This window comes from Acetobacter pasteurianus (genome assembly GCF_009914215.2).
Lineage (GTDB): Bacteria > Pseudomonadota > Alphaproteobacteria > Acetobacterales > Acetobacteraceae > Acetobacter > Acetobacter pasteurianus.
In genome coordinates this window covers 1,975,536-1,995,792 of the sequence record NZ_CP039846.2, presented here as the reverse complement: position 1 = coordinate 1,995,792, position 20,257 = coordinate 1,975,536, and the positions used below count along the sequence as shown (strand labels likewise).

15 protein-coding genes are annotated in these 20,257 nt (G+C 55.1%); 14 read left to right on the top strand and 1 reads right to left on the bottom strand.

Annotated features, from left to right (window positions below):
- Window positions 1-3: 3 nt before the first annotated feature.
- From FCN51_RS22835 to FCN51_RS22770, 14 genes are all read left to right on the top strand, one after another.
- Complete coding sequence (locus FCN51_RS22835; protein ID WP_003623071.1) at window positions 4-1,167, top strand: FtsW/RodA/SpoVE family cell cycle protein; 1,164 nt, start codon at window positions 4-6, stop codon at window positions 1,165-1,167.
- Entirely contained in the window at window positions 1,164-2,312 is a 1,149-nt protein-coding gene (gene murG / locus FCN51_RS22830) for an undecaprenyldiphospho-muramoylpentapeptide beta-N-acetylglucosaminyltransferase (RefSeq protein ID WP_014457120.1), read from the top strand. The genes FCN51_RS22835 and murG overlap by 4 nt, the downstream gene beginning before the upstream one ends.
- Window positions 2,309-3,742 carry a UDP-N-acetylmuramate--L-alanine ligase gene (murC, locus tag FCN51_RS22825; RefSeq protein WP_003623074.1) on the top strand — a complete coding sequence of 478 codons (1,434 nt, stop codon included), beginning with the start codon at window positions 2,309-2,311 and terminating at the stop codon, window positions 3,740-3,742. The genes murG and murC overlap by 4 nt, the downstream gene beginning before the upstream one ends.
- Window positions 3,739-4,683 carry a UDP-N-acetylmuramate dehydrogenase gene (murB, locus tag FCN51_RS22820; protein ID WP_160256950.1) on the top strand — a complete coding sequence of 315 codons (945 nt, stop codon included), beginning with the start codon at window positions 3,739-3,741 and terminating at the stop codon, window positions 4,681-4,683. Before murC ends, murB begins: the two co-directional genes overlap by 4 nt.
- Window positions 4,680-5,618 carry a D-alanine--D-alanine ligase gene (locus tag FCN51_RS22815; protein WP_160256949.1) on the top strand — a complete coding sequence of 313 codons (939 nt, stop codon included), beginning with the start codon at window positions 4,680-4,682 and terminating at the stop codon, window positions 5,616-5,618. Before murB ends, FCN51_RS22815 begins: the two co-directional genes overlap by 4 nt.
- Entirely contained in the window at window positions 5,615-6,577 is a 963-nt protein-coding gene (locus FCN51_RS22810) for a cell division protein FtsQ/DivIB (RefSeq protein ID WP_160256948.1), read from the top strand. The genes FCN51_RS22815 and FCN51_RS22810 overlap by 4 nt, the downstream gene beginning before the upstream one ends.
- Entirely contained in the window at window positions 6,570-8,006 is a 1,437-nt protein-coding gene (gene ftsA / locus FCN51_RS22805; RefSeq protein ID WP_003623078.1) for a cell division protein FtsA, read from the top strand. Before FCN51_RS22810 ends, ftsA begins: the two co-directional genes overlap by 8 nt.
- 86 nt (window positions 8,007-8,092) lie before the next feature.
- Entirely contained in the window at window positions 8,093-9,607 is a 1,515-nt protein-coding gene (gene ftsZ, locus FCN51_RS22800; protein WP_003623079.1) for a cell division protein FtsZ, read from the top strand.
- 153 nt (window positions 9,608-9,760) lie between these two features.
- Window positions 9,761-10,741: a UDP-3-O-acyl-N-acetylglucosamine deacetylase gene (gene lpxC / locus FCN51_RS22795; protein ID WP_160256947.1), complete on the top strand. Its 981-nt coding sequence runs from the start codon at window positions 9,761-9,763 to the stop codon at window positions 10,739-10,741.
- A 96-nt stretch (window positions 10,742-10,837) separates the two neighbouring features.
- On the top strand, window positions 10,838-11,875 hold the full coding sequence (locus tag FCN51_RS22790; protein WP_160256946.1) for an outer membrane protein assembly factor BamD: 1,038 nt from the start codon (window positions 10,838-10,840) through the stop codon (window positions 11,873-11,875).
- Between the two features lie 106 nt (window positions 11,876-11,981).
- Window positions 11,982-13,766 carry a DNA repair protein RecN gene (gene recN / locus FCN51_RS22785; protein ID WP_160256945.1) on the top strand — a complete coding sequence of 595 codons (1,785 nt, stop codon included), beginning with the start codon at window positions 11,982-11,984 and terminating at the stop codon, window positions 13,764-13,766.
- On the top strand, window positions 13,759-15,846 hold the full coding sequence (gene ligA, locus FCN51_RS22780; protein WP_160256944.1) for an NAD-dependent DNA ligase LigA: 2,088 nt from the start codon (window positions 13,759-13,761) through the stop codon (window positions 15,844-15,846). Before recN ends, ligA begins: the two co-directional genes overlap by 8 nt.
- A 223-nt stretch (window positions 15,847-16,069) precedes the next feature.
- The gene (ppdK, locus tag FCN51_RS22775; protein ID WP_003623090.1) at window positions 16,070-18,745 is read left to right on the top strand and encodes a pyruvate, phosphate dikinase; all 2,676 of its coding nucleotides are present in this window, start codon (window positions 16,070-16,072) and stop codon (window positions 18,743-18,745) included.
- 50 nt (window positions 18,746-18,795) lie between these two features.
- Complete coding sequence (locus FCN51_RS22770) at window positions 18,796-19,620, top strand: pyruvate, water dikinase regulatory protein (RefSeq protein WP_003623092.1); 825 nt, start codon at window positions 18,796-18,798, stop codon at window positions 19,618-19,620.
- A 51-nt stretch (window positions 19,621-19,671) separates the two neighbouring features.
- On the opposite strand, the gene FCN51_RS22765 is transcribed toward FCN51_RS22770, so the two are convergent.
- A complete protein-coding gene (locus FCN51_RS22765) occupies window positions 19,672-20,130 on the bottom strand; it encodes a hypothetical protein (RefSeq protein WP_124306313.1) in 459 nt (152 codons plus the stop codon).
- Window positions 20,131-20,257: the final 127 nt, after the last annotated feature.

Genomic DNA, 20,257 nt, shown 5'->3' with positions numbered 1-20,257 from the left:
CTGATGGCCGGTTCTTCCCGCACCGATGATTCCCCGTTTGGCCGCTGGTGGCGGAATGTAGACCGGACAACTCTGATCTGCACCTTTATCCTTATTGGTTTTGGCTACATCCTTATGTTGGCCGCCAGCCCTGCTGTAGCTGTGCGTATTGGCGCATCGCGCAATATGTTCATTTTCAAGCAAGTGCTGTTTCTAGGCATTGCGGGTGTGATTGTGGTGGGCATTTCCATGCTTTCCCGCAAGGCAGTGCTGCGCCTTTCCATGATAGGCGGGGTGCTGATGCTGGGGGCTACAGCGCTTACCCTTGTGCATGGCATAGAAATTAAGGGGGCACGGCGCTGGATTGCCCTGCCCATGATGTCTCTCCAGCCATCCGAGTTTTTAAAGCCCTGCTTTGCCGTTGTTACGGGCTGGCTGCTCACACAGCGCCGCGTTTCACGTTACTTCCCCGGTATGCTGATTGCCTTTGCCCTGTACGGGTTGATTGTACTGCTGCTGAAATCTCAGCCAGACATTGGCATGCTTACGGTTATTACCGCCGTGTTTCTGGTGCAGCTTTTTGTAGATGGCCTCAACCTCATTCTGGTTGCATTTGGCTTTGGCTGCATGATTGCCGCCGGTATTGCTGCGTTCTTTATCTTCCCGCATGTGCGTTCGCGCGTTGAACGCTTTATGCACCCCGGCGTGGGAGATCATTACCAGATTGATACCGCCCTGCGTGCCTTTGGTAATGGTGGCCTACTGGGACGTGGCCCCGGTGAAGGCCGCGTGAAAGATCTGCTACCAGATGCGCATGCAGACTTTGTATTTGCTGTGGCGGGAGAAGAATACGGAATGGTGGTGTGCATGCTCATCATCTGCGTATTTGGCGTGATTGTGGTGCGCACCCTGCTGCGGCTGATCCGTGAGGATGATCCGTTTGTTGTTATCGCTACATCCGGCTTGGTAACAGGCTTTGGCCTGCAAGCGTTTGTGAACATGGCTTCTTCCTTGCATCTTATCCCTACCAAGGGCATGACACTGCCATTCATTTCCTATGGTGGGTCTTCTGCCATGTCAGTCGCATTGGCTATTGGCATGGTGCTTGCTCTTACACGGCAACAGCAGGGGCGGCCCCTCGCTGGCAATGGTTTTGTAACCACACTCAGACAATGGCGGTCAGCATGAGTTCACGTACTATCGTCATTGCCGCAGGCGGCACTGGCGGACACTTCTTCCCGGCCGAAGCTCTGGCAGATACATTGGCAGAACGCGGCCACCACCTTGTGCTCATGACAGATGGGCGTGCTGGCAAGCGTGAAAGCGGTGTGTTTGCCCGTGGCCCGCAATATGTTCTCAGCGGGGCTGGGGTGGCTGGGCGTGGGCCAATACGTGCCATTCGCGCAGGCCTGACCCTATTGGCGAGCGCATGGAAAGCGCGTTCCATTCTGCAACAAATCAAACCTGATGTTGTGGTGGGGTTTGGGGGGTATCCATCTGTGCCACCCTTACTGGGGGCGCGGCTTATTGGGCGTAAGCACCCTGCCCTGATTATTCATGAAGGCAATGCCGTATTGGGTAAGGCCAATGCAGTGCTTTCCCGCTTTGCGGACGTTATTGCCACGTCTTTCCCCTCCGTTGCCAAACTGCCCATTGGTGCACGCACCGTGTTTACAGGCATGCCCGTGCGCCCCGCCATTGCCGCCCTTGCGGGTGAAGGATGGGTGCCGCCAACAGACCATATCAATCTGCTGGTATGGGGTGGTTCACTGGGCGCGCGCATTTTCTCTCAGGTTGTGCCTGCGGCCATAGCCAAACTGCCGGAGGGCTTGCGCCAGCGTATTCGCATTACGCAACAGGCACGGCAAGATGATCTGGATGCCGTGCGTACAGCCTATGCCGAAATGGGTGTGCAGGCACGTGTTGAATCCTTCCTGCAGGATGTGCCCGAACTTCTGGCTTCCGCCCATCTGGTTATTGGCCGTGCGGGCGGATCTTCCGTGGCCGAAATTACAACGGCAGGCCGTCCGTCCATTCTGGTGCCTTTGCCCATTGCCGCCAGCGATGAGCAGACAGAAAACGCCCGCGCCATTACCAATGCTGGAGCAGGCTGGATGATCCGCCAGCCAGACTTCACCTCTGCGGCCCTTGCCAGCCGCCTGAATGATCTTTTCACCGCGCCGGATGAACTGGCACAGGCAGCCCAAGCCGCTGCCACGCTTGCCCGCCCGGATGCAGCCCTCCGCTTGGCCGATATAGTAGAAGAATGCTTCACTCCTTCCCCTGCACCCGCCCATCCGACGACCTCCAGCGAGACGGAGACACGCGCATGAGAGCCCTCCCCCTTTCCATCGGAACCATCCATTTTGTCGGCATTGGCGGCATTGGCATGTCCGGCATTGCGGAGGTGCTGTGCCTGTTGGGCTATTCTGTTCAAGGGTCGGATATTGCAGAAAATGCCAATGTAAAACGCCTGCGGGCTGCGGGTATTCCCGTAACCATTGGCCATAAGGCCGAAAATCTGGGTGATGCACAGGTAGTGGTTATTTCCACGGCTGTTAAGCGCGACAACCCGGAAGTTGTGGCCGCACGCGCCAAGCTGATTCCGGTTGTGCGCCGGGCAGAAATGCTGGCGGAACTCATGCGCCTGCGCTGGTCTGTTGCTGTGGGCGGCACGCACGGCAAAACCACCACCACCAGCCTTGTGGCTGCGGTGCTGGAAGCTGCCAAGCTGGACCCGACCGTGATTAACGGCGGCATTATTGAAGCCTACGGCACCAATACCCGCATGGGTAAGGGAGACTGGATGGTGGTTGAAGCAGATGAGAGCGATGGCTCCTTCCTGCGCCTGCCTTCCGTGATTTCCGTTGTCACCAACATGGACCCGGAACATCTGGATCACTGGGGCTCCCCCGAAGCTATGGAAGCTGCTTACGACCAGTTTGTTTCCAACGTGCCATTTTACGGGTTTGCCGTGCTGTGTATTGATCACCCAGCCGTGCAGCAGATGATCCCGCGCCTGTCTGACCACCGGATTGTCACCTACGGGTTCTCCCCGCAGGCCGATGTGCGGGCAGAAAAACTGATTACCGACAAACTGGGCGCCACGTTTGAAGTGACGCTGACAGACCGCGTAAGCCGCCGCACCCGCAAGGCTGGCCCCTTCCGCCTGCCCATGTTGGGTTCTCATAACGTACAGAACGCTCTGGCCGCCATTGCTGTGGCAACGGAAATGGACATCAGCGATGATGTTATCCGTTCCGGTTTGGCCAGCTTCCGTGGTGTCAAACGCCGCTTTACCCGCACGGGGGAAGCCGGTGGCATTACGGTAATTGATGATTACGGCCATCACCCTGTTGAAATTGCAGCCGTGCTCAAAGCAGCCCGGCAAGCTGGGGCCAACCACGTTATTGCCGTTATGCAGCCGCACCGCTATTCGCGCCTGAAAATCCTGTTCTCAGATTTCTGCGCCTGCATGAATGATGCAGATACCGTGATTGTGTCTGATGTTTACGCAGCGGGTGAAGACCCATTGCCCGATGCCAGCCGTGACAAGCTGATTGAAGGCCTGCGTGAACGTGGCCACCGCTCTGTTGTGCCGCTTTCCAGCCCAGACCATCTGGCAGAAATGATCAACGCCATTGCCAAACCGGGTGATTACGTTGTGTGCCTTGGTGCAGGTACCATCACCAACTGGGCACAGGCTCTACCTGCACAGCTTGCAGCCCTGCAGGCTGAAGATAAGGGTGGCAACGCGGCATGAACAATCCGGCCTCCATGCAGGATATGGTCAAGCACGCCTTTGCCAATATGCGCGGAAGGCTGACACCACAGGCACCTCTTGGCCCACGCACATGGTTTCGGGTTGGTGGAGCAGCGGAATGGCTGTTTCAGCCTGCCGATGCCGAAGATCTGGCTGGTGTTCTGCGGCGTCTCTCCCCCGAACTGCCCATAACGGCTTTGGGGGCTTGCTCTAATGTCATCATCCGTGATGGTGGGTTGGAAGGCGTTGTTGTCCGTATGGCCCGTGGCTTTGCTGACATTACGGTAGAAGCTGACGGCATTATAGCAGGCAGTGCGTGCCTAGATGCCACAGTGGCCGAACATGCGGCACAGGCTGGGCTTTCTGGGCTGGAATTTCTGGCAGGCATTCCCGGCTCCATCGGCGGTGCCGTGCGTATGAACGCAGGCGCTTATGGGTCAGACATCGCCAATGTTCTGGATTGGGCCGAAATTATTACCCGTGATGGCAGCCTTATCCGGCTGGATAACGCTGCCCTGCGGTTTGGTTATCGTCGCTCTGGCCTGCCGGAAGGCGCATTTGTTATTCGCGCACGTTTGCGTGGCACACCTGCAAACCCGCAAGATGTTGCCAACCGTATTGCAGAAGTACGCGCTGCGCGTGAACTTTCTCAGCCTGTTCGCGCACGCACGGGGGGCTCCACCTTCCGTAACCCGGATGCAGAAACATCCTCCCGCAAAGCGTGGGAGCTGATTGATGCCGCAGGGTGCCGTGGGCTGCGCCGTGGAGATGCACAGGTGAGCGAAAAACACTGCAACTTCCTCATCAATCTGGGCAATGCCACAGCGGCTGATCTGGAAGGCTTGGGGGAAGACGTGCGCACACGTGTTGCCCAGAACTCCGGCGTTTCCCTGCACTGGGAAATCAAGCGACTAGGTAAAACGGAGGCATCTTCCCAATGAATGCACCAAAACGCGTAACCGTGCTGATGGGTGGCATGTCCTCCGAACGGGTGGTCAGCCTTTCATCCGGTCAAGGCGTGGCTGAGGCTCTGCGCAGCAAAGGGTATGATGTCTGCACGCTGGATGCTCAAGCTGATCTGGCTACGTTAGTTGAAGCGTTAAACACCCAAAAACCGGATGTGGTGTTTAACGCCCTGCATGGTCGTTTTGGTGAGGATGGCTGTATTCAGGGCATACTGGACTGGATGGGTATTCCCTACACCCATTCGGGCATTCGGGCCTCTGCCACTGCTATGGATAAAGCCGCTGCCCGCGCCATTTTTCAAACAGCCGGGCTGCCGGTAGCAGAAGGCATGGTGGTAGATATTGCCACCCTTGCTCATGCAGACCCCTTGCCCACACCTTATGTGGTGAAGCCGCTTAATGAAGGCTCATCCGTTGGGGTTTCCATTGTGCGTACGGGATCCAACACGCGCGCTGATATTGTTAAAAACTGGACTTACGGTCCGCAGGCACTTGTAGAAGCCTTTATTCCCGGCCGTGAAATTACCGTAGGTGTTATGGGTGATCGGGCGCTCACCATTACGGATATTACCCCTACCGGCACCGGGCATGATTTTTACGACTATGATTCCAAATATCAGGTCGGCGGCTCTGCCCATGTTCTGCCTGCACAAATTGATGCCGCCAGCGCCAAACTTGCTCTGGAAGTTGCCGTAAAAGCGCATCAGGCATTGGGGTGTTCTGGCGCATCGCGCTCTGATTTCCGGTTGGATGATACCAACCCGGATCAGCCACACCTTATTCTGCTGGAGGTCAACACGCAGCCGGGTATGACGTCCACATCCTTGCTGCCCGAACAGGCCGCCTATTGTGGTATCAGCTACCCCGAACTTTGTGCGTGGTTGGTTGAACAGGCTACCTGCCGGCAATGAGGGTTCCCCCATCTCCTGCTGACAGGCCCTCTCGCATCGGGCTTTTTCTCAGGCGGCAAAAACGCCTGCTGCGTCCTATCGCCGGCCTGCTGTTTCTTGCCGGGCTCGGTAGTGCTGGATATGTCAGCCTGAAAATCCCTGCGGTGCAGGAACAACTGGCCCCTTTGCGGGATAAGTTGCTGGGCACCTCTACCCTGCGCGTCACCAGTATTCATATTGACGGTGCTCAGCTCACCAGTGAGCAAAGCATTCGTGATGCATTGGGTGTGGAAGTTGGAGACCCTGTGCTGGACTTTAGTGTTTCCGATGCGCGGGAAAAGCTGGATACTCTGCCATTTGTTGACCACGTTACCATAGAGCGCCATCTCTCTGGCGAAATTGACGTTCATATTACAGAACGCCTGCCCTATGCTGTCTGGCAGCATCAAGGGCATTTTGAGCTGATAGACAAGCAAGGCAACCGCGTGCCAGACCAAGGCATGACAGGTAAAGATGCAGAAGCCTTTACCAAATTGCCATTGGTGGTCGGTGATGGCGCAAACACATCGGCAGCCAGCCTGATTGATATTCTGGCACAAGAACCAGATGTTAAAGCCCGTGTTACGGCTGCTGTACGTGTAAGTGACAGGCGGTGGAATCTGACATTACGCGATGGCGCGACTGTGCTACTGCCAGAAGGCGAGGAAGCACCGGCCATTCACAGGCTGGCAAAAATCAACACCACAACGCGGCTTCTGGATCGGCCTGTGCTACTGATAGATATGCGTTTGCCTGACCGGTTAACCATCAAGGAAAAACCGCCTGCACCTCCCCCTCCATCGGAGGCAGGAAATACCACACAAGATACGTCAGCCCCTGCTCCGCACAAGGCTGACACGCCCAAACCGGTCTCGCATCCTGTGCATCCTGCATCTAAAGAAGCAAAAAAAGATAACCCGGAGGAAAACCCAGATGAGTGACCCCACGCGTTCACCCGCTTCCTCTGGATTCAGCCTTTCTGATCGGCTGCATAAAAAGCGCACAACAGCAGCAACCGGTTCTTCCTTGCTGATGAGTGGCGGGGAAAGCTCCCTCCCCTTACCGCCCAGCGAGAAAAACAAGCGGCCACACACATGGCGCAACGGCTACACGGCGGTTTTGGATATTGGTTCTACCAAAATCACCTGCCTGATTGGCAAAGGTGAGCCCAACGGCAATTTGCGTGTGGTTGGTTACGGCTGGCGGCGTTCTGCCGGTGTGCGTAATGGCGCCATTACAGAACTGCAGGAAGCGGAAGCCGCCATTCGCGCTACCGTTGGACAAGCCGAAACCATGGCAGAGCGCCCCATCGATAAGGTGGTTGTGAACCTTTCATGCGGGCATCCGGCCAGCCGTCTGTTTAACGTGCGCTGGCCCATTGGCGGACGTGTGGTTACAGAAGCAGATATCCGGCGCGTGGTTACGGAAGGCCGTATTCAGGCCACCGTTCAGGGGCGTGAAGTTATTCATACGCTGCCCATAGATTTTACTGTGGATGACACAGAAGGTGTTTCAGACCCACGGGGCCATCTGTGCGAAACGCTGAAGGCACGCCTGCACATTATAGATGCAGCCACAACAGCACTGATGAATCTGGAAACCGTACTCAGCCGTGCGGAACTGAAAATGGAAGCCTTGGTTTCCTCCCCTCTCGCATCTGGCCTTTCCGTGCTGGATGCCGATGAGCGAGACCTCGGCACCACCGTAGTGGATATGGGGGGTGGCACCACATCTCTGGCTGTATTTGGTGAAGGACAAATCCTGCATACGGCGCAGATTGGTGTGGGCGGGCTGCATGTTACGCGTGATATTGCCCGTGGCCTCAGTACCTCTTTGGAAAATGCCGAACGCCTGAAAACCTTTTACGGCAGTGCCGATCTGGCATCCGATGTGGAAGACGAAATTCTCACCGTTGAACTTTTGGGCAACGATGTACCGCATTTTGAGCAGGTTTCTCGCGCGCAGCTCGGCCATATCATCCGGCCCCGTGTGGAAGAAACGCTGGAACTTGTGCGTGAAAAACTGGATGGCGCGGGCCTTGGCACTGCGGCCAGTGGGCGCATTGTGTTAACTGGCGGTGCATCCTTGCTGGATGGCATTCGCCCCATGGCAGAACGCATACTTGGCATGCCAGTAAGTTCCGGCCGCCCATCTGGGGCTGGTTTCACGCGCTCTGTGCGCCTTGGTCGGCCCAAGCATATTATTGGTTTACCTGAAAATACTGCCGCAGCCGCAGGCTTTGCAACTGCTGCCGGGTTGCTGTGCTGGGCAGCCAGCGCAGAACGTCCTTTTGGTGACGTAGAGTTTCGGGAAGCAGCCCCTACCGGTTTTTTACAAAAACTCGTCGCTTTTATTCGAGAGAGGGTTTGATTTAGCTAACAAATTCTTGGTAATCTGAACGTAATCTTATTTCTCTAAGCATATACCGGTAAGCTGCAGCCGTTCGGGAGACACACATGACACTCAACCTGACCGTTCCACCCCAAACACATGCTGATTTTTCCCCAAAAATCACAGTCATTGGTGTTGGCGGTGGGGGAACGAACGCAGTTGACAACATGATTGCGTCCAACCTGCAGGGTGTTGACTTTGTTGTTGCCAACACAGATGCCCAGAGCTTGGAAAAAAGTCTGGCAGATAGCCGAATCCAGCTTGGCCCACACCTCACCCACGGCTTGGGTGCTGGCGCAAAGCCAGAAGTAGGCCGCGCTGCGGCAGAAGAAGCTGCAGATGAAATTGCTCGGTATCTGGATGGCGCTCACATGGTTTTTATCACCACCGGTATGGGTGGTGGCACGGGCACAGGGGCAGCCCCTGTTATTGCCCGCATGGCGCGTGAGCGGAATATTCTGACCATCGGCGTTGTCAGTAAGCCTTTCGCTTACGAAGGCAAACGCCGCGGGCGCGTTGCAGATGAAGGGATCAAGGAACTTCAGCAGTATGTTGATACGCTGATTGTTATTCCCAACCAGAACCTTTTCCGTATTGCCAACGAACGCACCACCCTGCGCGAAGCCTATCAACTGGCTGACCAAGTGCTCAACATGGGCGTGCGCGGCGTAACCGACCTGATGATGGACCGCGGTTACGTTAATCTGGATTTTGCCGATATCCGCAGCGTTATGGCTGAAATGGGCAAGGCCATGATGGGCACAGGTGAAGGCGAAGGGGAAAACCGCGCCGTAGAAGCTGCCGAAGCCGCTATTTCCAACCCGCTGCTTGAAGACACCTGCATGTCCACCGCAAAGGGCCTGCTGGTGAACGTAACCGGTGGCGAAGACATGACCTTCTTTGAAGCAGAAGAAGCGTTTAACCGTGTCTGCCGCGAAGTGCCTGAAGATGCGAACATGATCTTCGGGACCGTTATTGATGAAAAGATGAGCGGTCGTATCCGTGTCTCCGTGGTGGCCACGGGCATTGATATGCCTTCCGATTCGGCAGATCGCCCCCATCTGGTAGCGGTTGAAGGTGAAGCTCAGGCGGAACAGCCACAGGCTGCTGTTGGTGGTGCCGCGGCACCTGCTCCTGCTGCTGCCCCTGTTCCGCCTACAACAACGCAGGCTGCTCCGTCCGCGCAGGCTACGGCTGCACCCCAGCATGCTCAGGTTTTTCAGCCTGCTGGCGCCAATAATGTTTCTGCACCACCTGCGCATACGGTGCCGGTGCAGGCCGCTCCTGCTGCCGCACCTAGCCAGCCTCAGCAGTTGCGCCCGGCTGTATCCCCTCGCGCTGGTCTGTTTACAGAAACACCACGCCAGCCTTCAGCTGCTCCTCAGCAGCAGGAAGCCCCAGCACACCGTAGCCTTTTTGGCCGCGTAACCGGTGCGTTCCGCCGCAATGGAGCAGATGCAACCCGGCAGGAACCAAACGCTCAGTCACGCCCCACCATCAGCCAGGCTGATCAGGGATCTGGCCTGCGTTCTGGTGAAGGGGATTCCGGTCTGGAAATTCCGACCTTCCTGCGCCGTTAATTTTTTACACTTTACTCTATAGATGCGCCGCCTTTCACAAGGCGGCGCATTTTTTATGTAATAGATGGCAATAATCGTTGACTGGCTTCAACCAGAAACAGGCTTTAGCGTTGTCATAACTTTCTATCTACGCAAGCATAGGATGCACAGATAATGGACGGTCTGCTAAGGGAGCCACTCCTGTATTCCGATATTGTAGAAAGCCCAGCATCTTTTATGCGTTCTGTAAGGAAAACTCCGTCCGCTTTGCAGCACACCCTTCGCCATGCCATTTCATGCACCGGCACAGGGCTGCATACGGGGCAATCCATTCGGATGAGCTTGCATCCTGCTCCTGCCGGGTATGGCATTGTGTTCCAGCGCACAGATCTGCCCAACGCGGCCCCTATTGCTGCGCATTACGATAATGTTGTGGAAACACGGCTGAGTACCGTTTTGGGTGAGGCCCAACGCCCAGAAAACCGCGTGGCTACGGTTGAGCATCTTATGGCAGCCTTGAACGGCTGTGGCGTAGATAACGTGCTTGTTCTGATTGACGGCCCAGAAACTCCGGTTTTTGATGGCTCCGCCGCCGATTTTGTATTTCTGCTAGATTGTGCCGGGCGGAAAGCACAGGATGCGCCGCGCCGTTTTATTGAAGTCTGCAAACCCATTCGCATTTGCCACAACGATTCATGGGCCGAGCTTCACCCTACAGCAGGCCACCACCTCCATCTTTCCCTGAGTATTGATTTTCCGGCAAAAGCCATTGGCCAGCAAAGCTATAGCGCCGAGCTTACGCCGTGGTCTTTCCGCCATGAGCTGGCAAATAGCCGCACCTTCACCCTTAAAGCAGAAATTGAAGCCCTTCATCGTGCCGGGCTGGCACGTGGTGGTTCGCTCGACAATGCCATTGTGGTGGATGATGACCATATTCTAAACCCCTCTGGCCTTCGCAAGCCGGATGAATTCATTCGCCATAAAGTTATGGATGCGGTGGGAGATCTCTACCTTGCCGGTGGTGTGTTATTGGGTGAGTTCCGCGGCCACAGGTCTGGCCATGCATTGAACAATCAGGTTCTGCGCGCTCTTTTTGCAGATCAGAATGCGTGGCGCGATATCACCACATCCCTGCCCGCAGCGTCTGCTGCCTGATGCCTTTTTGGCGCAATAACGAATCAATAGCTGTTTCATTGCTTTTCTTGCGCAGTGGGCATGCTATAAGATGCCGTCTCTAAATGAAGAGCCGGTATGTCTGATATTTGCATTAAACCACAGTTGCTTCGCCACGTTCTGCCCCGCGTGCTTTCAGTTGCCCTGCTGACGAGCTTGGCAGGCTGTGGCTTGTTTAATGAAAACAAGAAGCTTCCGCCGGCTCCCAAAATTGCTGCGCCTGAAACGCTTTATAATAACGGCATTGATGCCCTACGTACCAGGCGCTACGCCCTTGCGGCTTCAGAGTTTGAAACGCTTCAGCAGAATTATCCCTATTCTGGTTACATCGCGAACGCCCAGCTTATGGAAGGTTACGCGTATTACCTGAAAGGGAAATACCCAGAAGCCGTGCAGCAGCTTAACCGCTTTATCAGCCTGCACCCCACCAGTTCGGATTCAGCTTACGCCTATTACCTGCGCGCATTGTGCTTTTATGAGCAGATTGCAGACGTACAGCGTGATCAGCAAGGCACCGCAGAATCCATGGATGCGCTGGAAGAAGTGATTACTCGCTTCCCGCAGTCCAAATACGCACGTGATGCGCAGCTGAAGATTGACCTTTGCCGAGACCATCTGGCCGGTAAGGAAATGCTGGTTGGCCGCTATTATCAGCGCGAAAAAAACTACGAAGGTGCGATCAACCGTTACCAACGTGTGGTGCAGGATTTCCAGACCACCAATCACGTGCCCGAAGCCTTGGAACGCATGGTGGAAGTGTATCTGGATCTGGGCCTAACGGATCAGGCGCGTAAATCTGCCATTGTGCTGGGTTACAATTACCCCGGCAGCAAATGGTATCGTTATGCTTATGATAACCTCCACCGTTATCATTTGCTGACAGATAAGTTCCCTATTCCCGGTAAAATTGTTTCTGCATCTGACATGCCAAAAGATGCAGAACCCGGAACGGCTGGCGCCAAAAAAGGCACAGCTATGGAACCAGATGCCCTGGCAACAGATACGCGGAATGAAAACACGCAGCCACAGGCCATGCCTATCAAGGCGGCACCTGTGACGCCCGTAAAAGCTGAACCTACGGCTCCGGCTGATTCTGCAAGCTCACCAGTAAAATAAAGAACATATAAAGAACATTTTTCTGGCAGCTTGTGCCTGAAATGAGTATTGTGCGTTTGCCGCCCCCTGCGGGCGGGGCAAGCAGGAAGCTATTGGCTTTTGTGTTTTGCCGTCTTTCCTGTCATTTGGGCGCAAGCCCGGAAAACCGGATGCCATTATGCTAACAAGCCTTTCCATCAGGGACGTTGTTCTGATTGAAACGCTCGATCTCTCACTCCATGCAGGCTTCACTGCACTTACGGGGGAAACCGGGGCGGGCAAATCCATTCTGCTAGACAGTTTGGGCCTTGCCATGGGTGATCGCGCCAGTGCCGGCCTAGTGCGTGCCGGCGCACCAGAAGCGCGCGTAACTGCCAGTTTTGATGTTGCAGCTTCACACGAGGCATTCGGAATCCTGCAAGAGCAGGACATTCCCGCAGAAATGCAAGAGCCTTTGGTCCTCCGCCGTGTCATCTCCAAGGAAGGCCGCTCTCGCGCATGGATCAATGATCAGCCTGTTGGCATAACACTTTTGCGGCGCGTGGCCGCAACCCTGATTGAAATTCAAGGCCAGCATGAGCAAATGGGGCTGGCCGATTCCAGTACACATCGTGGCCTGCTTGATGCTTATGGCGTCAAACCTTCTCTCGTAAATAGTGTTGCCGGTGCATTTGACCGCTGGCAAACCCTGCGTTCAGAACTGGCAAATGCGCATCGCGCATTAGAGGAAGCCGCACGAGAAGAAGAATGGCTGCGCCATACAGTTGATGAACTTACGGCCCTTGCCCCACAACCGGGTGAGGAAGAAGAACTGGCCCAGCAGCGCCACGCTTTACAGCAAGCTGAACGGCGCGGAGAAGCCGTAGCCGCAGCCCTTTCTGAACTCACACCCAAAGATAGACGCTCTCCCGGCCCTGCCGCCGCCTTGCGCGGGGCAACCCGTGCCCTGCTGCGCCTTGTGCCGACAAACGCTTCCGCTGTTACCGCAACATCAGCAGAAACAGAGCCTCTAGAAGCCCGCACAACAGAAGCCCTCACAGCTCTGGAAAATGCCGAAAATGCCTTGGCCGAAGCCGAAAACCTGCTCTCTCGCCTGGCAGCAGATACAGAAGCCAACCCTCGGCTGTTGGAAGATACAGAAGAGCGCCTGTTTGCCCTACGCACCGTGGCACGCAAACATTCCATTGCTGTAGATGATCTGGCAGATTTGCTGACCCGTCTTTCTGGCCGCCTGACAGCGCTGGAAAACGGTACGGTAGCGCTGGAATCCCTTAAAGTCGCTACTGAAGAAGCGCGCGTAACATATATTCAAAAAGCCGAAGCCTTGCACGAAGCCCGCACCAAGGCTGCCCGTAAAATGGAACAGGCTGTTACAGCGGAATTAAAGCCTATCAAGCTAGAAAAAGCGCGCTTTCTGGTGGATATCAAACAGCTTCCCGCTGAACAGTGGAGCCGACAGGGTATGGAACAAGTGATCTTTTTGATCGCGGCCAACCCCGGCCAACCAGCAGGGCCGTTGGCGAAGGTTGCTTCTGGTGGTGAACTCTCCCGCCTTATGCTGGCACTTAAACTGGTGCTGGCTGGCCAATCCGGTATCGGCACGCTGATTTTTGATGAAATTGACGCAGGCGTTGGCGGTGCCACAGCCGCCGCCATTGGTGAACGCCTGCATCGGCTTGCGCAAAATGTGCAGGTGCTGGCTGTTACCCATAGCCCGCAGGTAGCAGCCAGCGCAGATGCGCATTTGCGTATTGGCAAACTTACCCGCAATGGCCAGACCGTAACGCACGCCACTCCGCTCACAGACACAGAGCGTAATGAGGAAATTGCGCGTATGCTGGCAGGTGATACAGTAACCGATGCCGCCCGTGCCGCTGCCGCCAGCCTGCTTGGATATGAGAATAATGCCTGAAACTGCCCTTCTTCCCGCCGACATGACACAACAACAAGCGCGGGAAGAACTGGAACGCCTTGCCGCCGAAATTGCCCACCACAATGCGGCCTATTATCGGAACGATGCTCCAGAAATCAGTGATGCAGAATATGATGCCCTGCGCCGGCGGTATGATGCCATTGTGGCCCAGCACCCAGAGGCCGAACCAGAAAACAGCGCAGCCCAAGCCGTAGGTGCCGCACCGGATACAGCTTTTGGCAAGCATATCCACCTTGTGCCCATGCTCTCTCTGGACAACGTGTTTGACCGGGAAGATTTTGAAGGATTTATCAGCCGCGCCACCCGCTTTTTGGGGCTGGACCAGGATGCAACCGAACAACTGATTTTTGTAGGTGAACCCAAGATTGATGGACTTTCCATCAGCCTGACCTACGAAAAAGGCCGTTTTGTACGTGGCACCACCCGCGGAGATGGCACAGAAGGGGAAGACGTTACCGCCAATTTGCGCACGCTAAAGGATTTGCCGTTACGTCTTTCCGGCTCCTACCCTGATCTGATCGAAATTCGTGGTGAGGTTTTCCTTTCCAAAAAACATTTTCTGGAACTCAACGCCGCGCAGGAAGCAGCAAATAAGCGGTTGTTTGCCAACCCACGCAACGCAGCAGCAGGGTCCCTGCGGCAGTTAGACCCCAAAATTACAGCGCAACGCCCGCTTTCTTTGTTTGCTTACGCGCTTGGCTTTTGCTCAGAAAAAATCAGCCGCAGCCATTGGGCATATCTGGAACAACTCAAAGCATGGGGTTTCCCGGTTAATCCGCTTTCCCGCCAGATTAAAGGCGTGGAAGATGCCGAGGCTTTTTTTGCTGAGGTCAGCCAAAGCAGGGCAGAACTTGCCTACGATATTGATGGCGTCGTTTACAAAATTGATGATCTGGCCCTGCAGGAACGCTTGGGTTTTGCTGGACGTGCGCCCCGCTGGGCCATTGCGTGGAAATTTCCGGCAGAACAGGCCATCACACGCCTGAAGGAAATAGAAATTCAGGTTGGCCGCACAGGTGCCCTTACCCCTGTTGCGCATCTGGAACCGGTAAACGTTGGTGGCGTGCTGGTTATGCGCGCAACCTTGCATAATGAAGATGAAATTGCCCGCAAGGATGTCCGCCCCGGTGATATGGTTTTCATCCAGCGTGCGGGGGATGTTATCCCCCAAGTTTTGGGTGTTGCCCCTTCCCCAGATGGCACGCCCCGGCAGGCACCTTACCACTTCCCTGATCATTGCCCTGTTTGTGGGGCCGCTGCTGTACGGCCAGAAGGGGAAGCTGTGCGCCGTTGCACGGGTGGGCTCACCTGTCCAGCTCAGGTTGTAGAACGGCTTATCCACTTTGTTTCCCGCCAAGCGTTTGACATTGAAGGCTTGGGAGACCGCAGCATTCGTGAATTCCATGATATTGGCCTGATTTTAACACCCGGCGACATTTTCCGTCTGCATGAACACGCCGCAGACATAGAAAAGCGCGATGGATGGGGCGAGCAATCGGTTCAAAAACTGCTGCAAGCTATAGAGAGCCGCCGCACCATTTCCCTTTCTCGCTTTATTTATGCGCTGGGTATCCGCCGGATTGGTGCCAGCAATGCCCGCCTGCTGGCGCGCCACTATGGCACGTATGAAAACTGGTTCAGCCAGATGCAGGCTGCCGCCATTATCGGATCTGATGCCCGGCTGGAACTCGGCTCCATTACCGGCATAGGCACCACCACGGCGGAAGATCTGGTAGCCTTTGTTGCAGAAGAACATAACCTGCAAACATTGGCGGATTTGCATGCAAACTTAACCATAACGGAAGAAACTGCGGCATCCGAAGGTGCATTGGCTGGCAAAACCATTGTGTTTACCGGCACCCTACACACCATGACACGGCCAGAAGCCAAAGCAACGGCAGAACGCATGGGCGCCAAGGTTTCGGATTCTGTGTCCAAAAAAACAGATCTGGTTGTTCTGGGAGAAAAAGCTGGCTCAAAAGCCAAAAAGGCCGTTGAGCTTGGACTTCAGACCATGGATGAGACTGAATGGAACGCTTTTTGCTCCGAGCAGGAATAACACGGCGTTGCACACGTTTTTTTGTATCCTGATACAAAAGAGAGATTGCTCGCCCAGCAAAACTGCGCCATGCTACCTCCCAACGAAGGGATGGATTACCAAAGTCGTCCAAAACCAAGAATAAAAATAGCACGCAGGCCAGCCTATCGCCCCGTTATCTCCTTTTCCTCCCCTCGGTCGGGGCTTTTGGCTTTACTGTATGCAGGAATGAAGTGAACGGCACATGACCAAGTGGATCTACAGTTTCGGCGCAGGCCAGAGCGAAGGCAACGCCGGGATGCGCAATCTCCTCGGCGGTAAGGGAGCCAATCTGGCAGAAATGGCCAATATCGGCCTGCCCGTCCCCCCCGGATTTACCATTACCACTGAAGTCTGCACGGCGTTCTACGAAAACGGACGGAAATACCCGGCTGAGCTGGAATCCCAGCTTGAAGAAGCCATGGGTCTGGTTGAAAAAGCCATGGGCCTGCGCTTTGGCGATGCCAATGCCCCCCTGCTTGTTTCTGTCCGTTCTGGCGCACGTGTTTCCATGCCCGGCATGATGGATACAGTTCTCAACCTGGGGCTGAATGACAGCACAGTTGAAGGACTTGTAAAATCATCAGGCGATGCCCGGTTTGCATGGGATAGCTACCGCCGCTTCATTCAGATGTACGGCTCTGTTGTGCTGGGTGTTGCCCACCACCGCTTTGAAGATCTGCTTGAGCAGATCAAGCGTGCCATCGGCAAGGAAGACGATACGTCTCTGAGCGCTGAAGAATGGCAGGAAGTCGTTAAAGGCTACAAACAGATTGTTTTGCAGGAAACCGGCACCGCCTTTCCTGAAAGCCCGAAAGAACAGCTTTGGGGTGCCATCGGAGCCGTGTTTGGTTCATGGATGAACCCTCGCGCCAACACCTACCGCAAGCTGCACGATATTCCGGCAAGCTGGGGCACGGCTGTTAACGTGCAGTCCATGGTGTTCGGCAACATGGGTGATGATTGCGCCACCGGCGTCTGCTTCACGCGTGATCCTTCCACCGGTGAAAACATTTTCTACGGTGAATACCTGATCAACGCGCAGGGTGAAGACGTTGTGGCCGGTATCCGCACACCGCAGCCCATGGCGGCATCTCGTGCGGCTGAAGGCCAGGTGCCTATGGAAAAGGCCCTGCCCAACGCGTATCAGGAACTGCTGAAAGTGCGCGATCTGCTGGAACGCCACTACCGCGATATGCAGGACATTGAGTTTACGGTGCAGGCCAACAAGCTGTACCTGCTCCAGACTCGTTCGGGCAAACGCACAGCCGCAGCCGCCCTGCGCATTGCCATTGATATGGCCAAGGAAAACCTGATCACGCAGGAAGAAGCCGTTAACCGCGTGCCGCCTGCATCTCTTGATCAGCTCCTGCACCCTGTGCTGGACCCCAAGGCAGAACGTCAGCTTCTTACACGTGGCCTTCCCGCTTCTCCGGGGGCTGCAACAGGCGTGATCGCGTTCTCAGCTGAAGATGTGGAAGACCGCGCTGCCAAGGGTGAAGATGTTATTCTGGTGCGTGTTGAAACCTCCCCGGAAGACGTACACGGCATGCACGCTGCCCGCGGTGTGCTGACAACTCGTGGCGGCATGACATCCCACGCCGCTGTGGTGGCCCGTGGCATGGGCCGCGTGTGCGTGGCCGGTGCTGGCAGCATTGCCGTGGATTACAAAGCCCAGACCATGAAAGTGGACGGTCACACACTCAAAGCGGGTGACTGGCTGACACTGGATGGTGGCACGGGCGCTGTTTACAAAGGCCGTGTTCCCACCATTCCGCCAACACTCTCTGGTGACTTTGCAACCCTTATGGGGTGGGCAGATTCCATCCGTCGCCTTGGTGTGCGCGCTAATGCTGAAACGCCAGAAGATGCGGCAACAGCCCGCCGCTTTGGTGCAGAAGGTATTGGCCTGTGCCGTACAGAGCACATGTTCTTCGGCCCGGATCGGATTGGCCATGTGCGCCAGATGATCATGGCGGATGACAAAGCCACACGTGCCAAAGCTATTAACGCGCTTCTACCCTTCCAGCGGAGTGACTTTACAGAACTGTTCCGCATTATGGCGGGGCTGCCTGTTACCATCCGTCTGCTTGATCCACCGCTGCACGAATTCCTGCCGCATGGTGAAGCAGAGCTGGAAGAAGTTGCCAAAGCACTTGGGCAGGATGTCGAAACCCTGCGTGCTCGTCGCTCTGCGCTATCTGAAGCCAACCCAATGCTGGGCCACCGTGGCTGCCGTCTGGGTATTACATACCCGGAAATCTACGCCATGCAGGTGCGTGCCATTGCAGAAGCGGCTCTTGATATCGCCAAGGAAACAGGCAAGCCTGTTACCCCAGAAATCATGATCCCGCTAATTGGCACAAAAGCAGAGCTGGATCTGGTGCGTAAAACCTGTGAAACCGCCATTGCTGACGTTCTTTCTGAACGCAAAGCTGAGCTGTCTTACAAAATCGGCACCATGATTGAGCTGCCACGCGCAGCCATTACGGCAGACCAGATTGCACAGAGCGCAGACTTCTTCTCCTTCGGCACAAACGATCTGACACAGACCACCCTTGGCCTTTCCCGCGATGATGCTGGCTCCTTCTTGCCAGAATACGTGGAAAAAGGGCTGCTGCCGCAGGACCCGTTTGTTTCGATCGACCGTGAAGGCGTTGGCGCACTGGTGCGTATGGGTGTTGAAAAAGGCCGTGCAACCAAGCCTGACATCAAACTGGGTATCTGTGGTGAACACGGGGGCGATCCGCTTTCCATCTCTTTCTTTGAAGAAGTTGGGCTGGATTACGTCTCCTGCTCCCCCTTCCGGGTGCCCGTTGCCAGATTGGCCGCAGCACAGGCCGCACTGGCTGCTAAAAACAACAAGGCCGTAAAAGCCTGAACAAAAAGGTGGCCGCCTCTCACCGAGGCGGCCATTTTTGAATCCAGATCATGCAAAAAAAAATCACGCTCCACCTTGTCTCCGAAGCAACGGGCCAGACACTGGATTCTGTTGCCCGCGCCTGTATTGCACAGTTTCCCAATACAGAGGTGCATCTGCGCCACTGGAACCTTATTCGCACACAGCTTCAGCTCCGCCGGGTTTTGCGGCATATCGCGCTAGACCGTGGGCCAGTTATGTCTTCGCTGACAGACCCGACCTTGCAGGCTGATATGGAAGCAGGCTGTGCAAGCCTACAGGTGCGACTGTTGGATGTGCTGGACAACGCCCTGCACTTTCTGACCGAAGAAACAGGCGAGGAAGCGACACTTCATCCGGGTGGCCAGTACATCATGGATGAAAACTATTATCAGCGCATTGAGGCCATGCATTATGTACTGGCGCATGATGATGGGCAGGAAACCAAAGGCCTGAATGAAGCTGATGTTATTCTTGTTGGTGTTTCGCGCGTTTCCAAAACACCCACCTGCTTTTATTTGGCAAACCGAGGCCTAAAGGCTGCCAATGTTCCCTTGGTTATGGGCATTGAGCCGCCGCAAGATCTGTTCACCACCGACAAACCCGTTATTGGGCTGACAATAGATCCAGAACGCCTGATCGAAATTCGCCGTAACCGTCTGTCTCAGATGGTACCATCCAAGGCCAAGATCGATCCGGTAGCAGATTACGCCTATATTGATTTGGAAAAGGTGCAGGAAGAACTGCACTGGGCACGCCGCTTATGCCGCCGCCATAACTGGCCGGTTATTGATGTCACCCGCCGGTCTATTGAAGAAACATCCGCCGCTATTCTGGATCTGATTTCCGCCGGATAAACAACACCTTCTTCTTTCTGATATGACCCAGAAAGAAGAAGGAAGCCCGTTTTAATCAGTCATTTCCGCTGGGGTCAGGTGCTGGATGCGTATCGCCTGCCCTTGTGCATTATAATAAATAATGCTGCTTCCACGCCGCTGCGCGTAACCATCTGGCTTACCATCCTGAGTCCAGAACAACAGCCGGTTGGCATCTGGCTGTTCCTGTATTTTATCACCCTCTGGTTTGTAGCGATATTTGCTAAAATCCTTATGAGCACGTGGCAGTGGCGGTTTGGTTGCCAATTTGTGCATGTCTGCCGGGCGATGCGTTTCTGCATCATCGTCATCACCCAGTCCTTCTTCTGCCATGGCAGAAGGCATATTCAGAACAGGCAGAGCAACTGCGCAAATACCTGCCATAACCAACCACTTCTTACGCAACACAGGCATCATGCTGCTGCTTTCCTTTTTCTGCTCCACTGCTGACAGATACATGGTCTGGTCACAGCGAAAGGTCATTGTTCCCATATATTGGAACAAAACGATCCTACACCCAACAGAGCAAGCCCGTTTTTCACCATCCTGTCATGCCCTTTTACCAAAGAAACATCCTTAATAAGGCCATAACAGCGATATTCTGCGTATATATCCGCCA

Bases quoted from the DNA above. Each gene is read 5' to 3' on its own strand.
- FCN51_RS22835 (WP_003623071.1), top strand. From the start codon at position 4: ATGGCCGGTTCTTCCCGCACCGATGATTCCCCGTTTGGCCGCTGGTGG.
- murG (WP_014457120.1), top strand. From the start codon at position 1,164: ATGAGTTCACGTACTATCGTCATTGCCGCAGGCGGCACTGGCGGACAC.
- murC (WP_003623074.1), top strand. From the start codon at position 2,309: ATGAGAGCCCTCCCCCTTTCCATCGGAACCATCCATTTTGTCGGCATT.
- murB (WP_160256950.1), top strand. From the start codon at position 3,739: ATGAACAATCCGGCCTCCATGCAGGATATGGTCAAGCACGCCTTTGCC.
- FCN51_RS22815 (WP_160256949.1), top strand. From the start codon at position 4,680: ATGAATGCACCAAAACGCGTAACCGTGCTGATGGGTGGCATGTCCTCC.
- FCN51_RS22810 (WP_160256948.1), top strand. From the start codon at position 5,615: ATGAGGGTTCCCCCATCTCCTGCTGACAGGCCCTCTCGCATCGGGCTT.
- ftsA (WP_003623078.1), top strand. From the start codon at position 6,570: ATGAGTGACCCCACGCGTTCACCCGCTTCCTCTGGATTCAGCCTTTCT.
- ftsZ (WP_003623079.1), top strand. From the start codon at position 8,093: ATGACACTCAACCTGACCGTTCCACCCCAAACACATGCTGATTTTTCC.
- lpxC (WP_160256947.1), top strand. From the start codon at position 9,761: ATGGACGGTCTGCTAAGGGAGCCACTCCTGTATTCCGATATTGTAGAA.
- FCN51_RS22790 (WP_160256946.1), top strand. From the start codon at position 10,838: ATGTCTGATATTTGCATTAAACCACAGTTGCTTCGCCACGTTCTGCCC.
- ligA (WP_160256944.1), top strand. From the start codon at position 13,759: ATGCCTGAAACTGCCCTTCTTCCCGCCGACATGACACAACAACAAGCG.
- ppdK (WP_003623090.1), top strand. From the start codon at position 16,070: ATGACCAAGTGGATCTACAGTTTCGGCGCAGGCCAGAGCGAAGGCAAC.
- FCN51_RS22770 (WP_003623092.1), top strand. From the start codon at position 18,796: ATGCAAAAAAAAATCACGCTCCACCTTGTCTCCGAAGCAACGGGCCAG.
- FCN51_RS22765 (WP_124306313.1), bottom strand. From the start codon at position 20,130: ATGGGAACAATGACCTTTCGCTGTGACCAGACCATGTATCTGTCAGCA.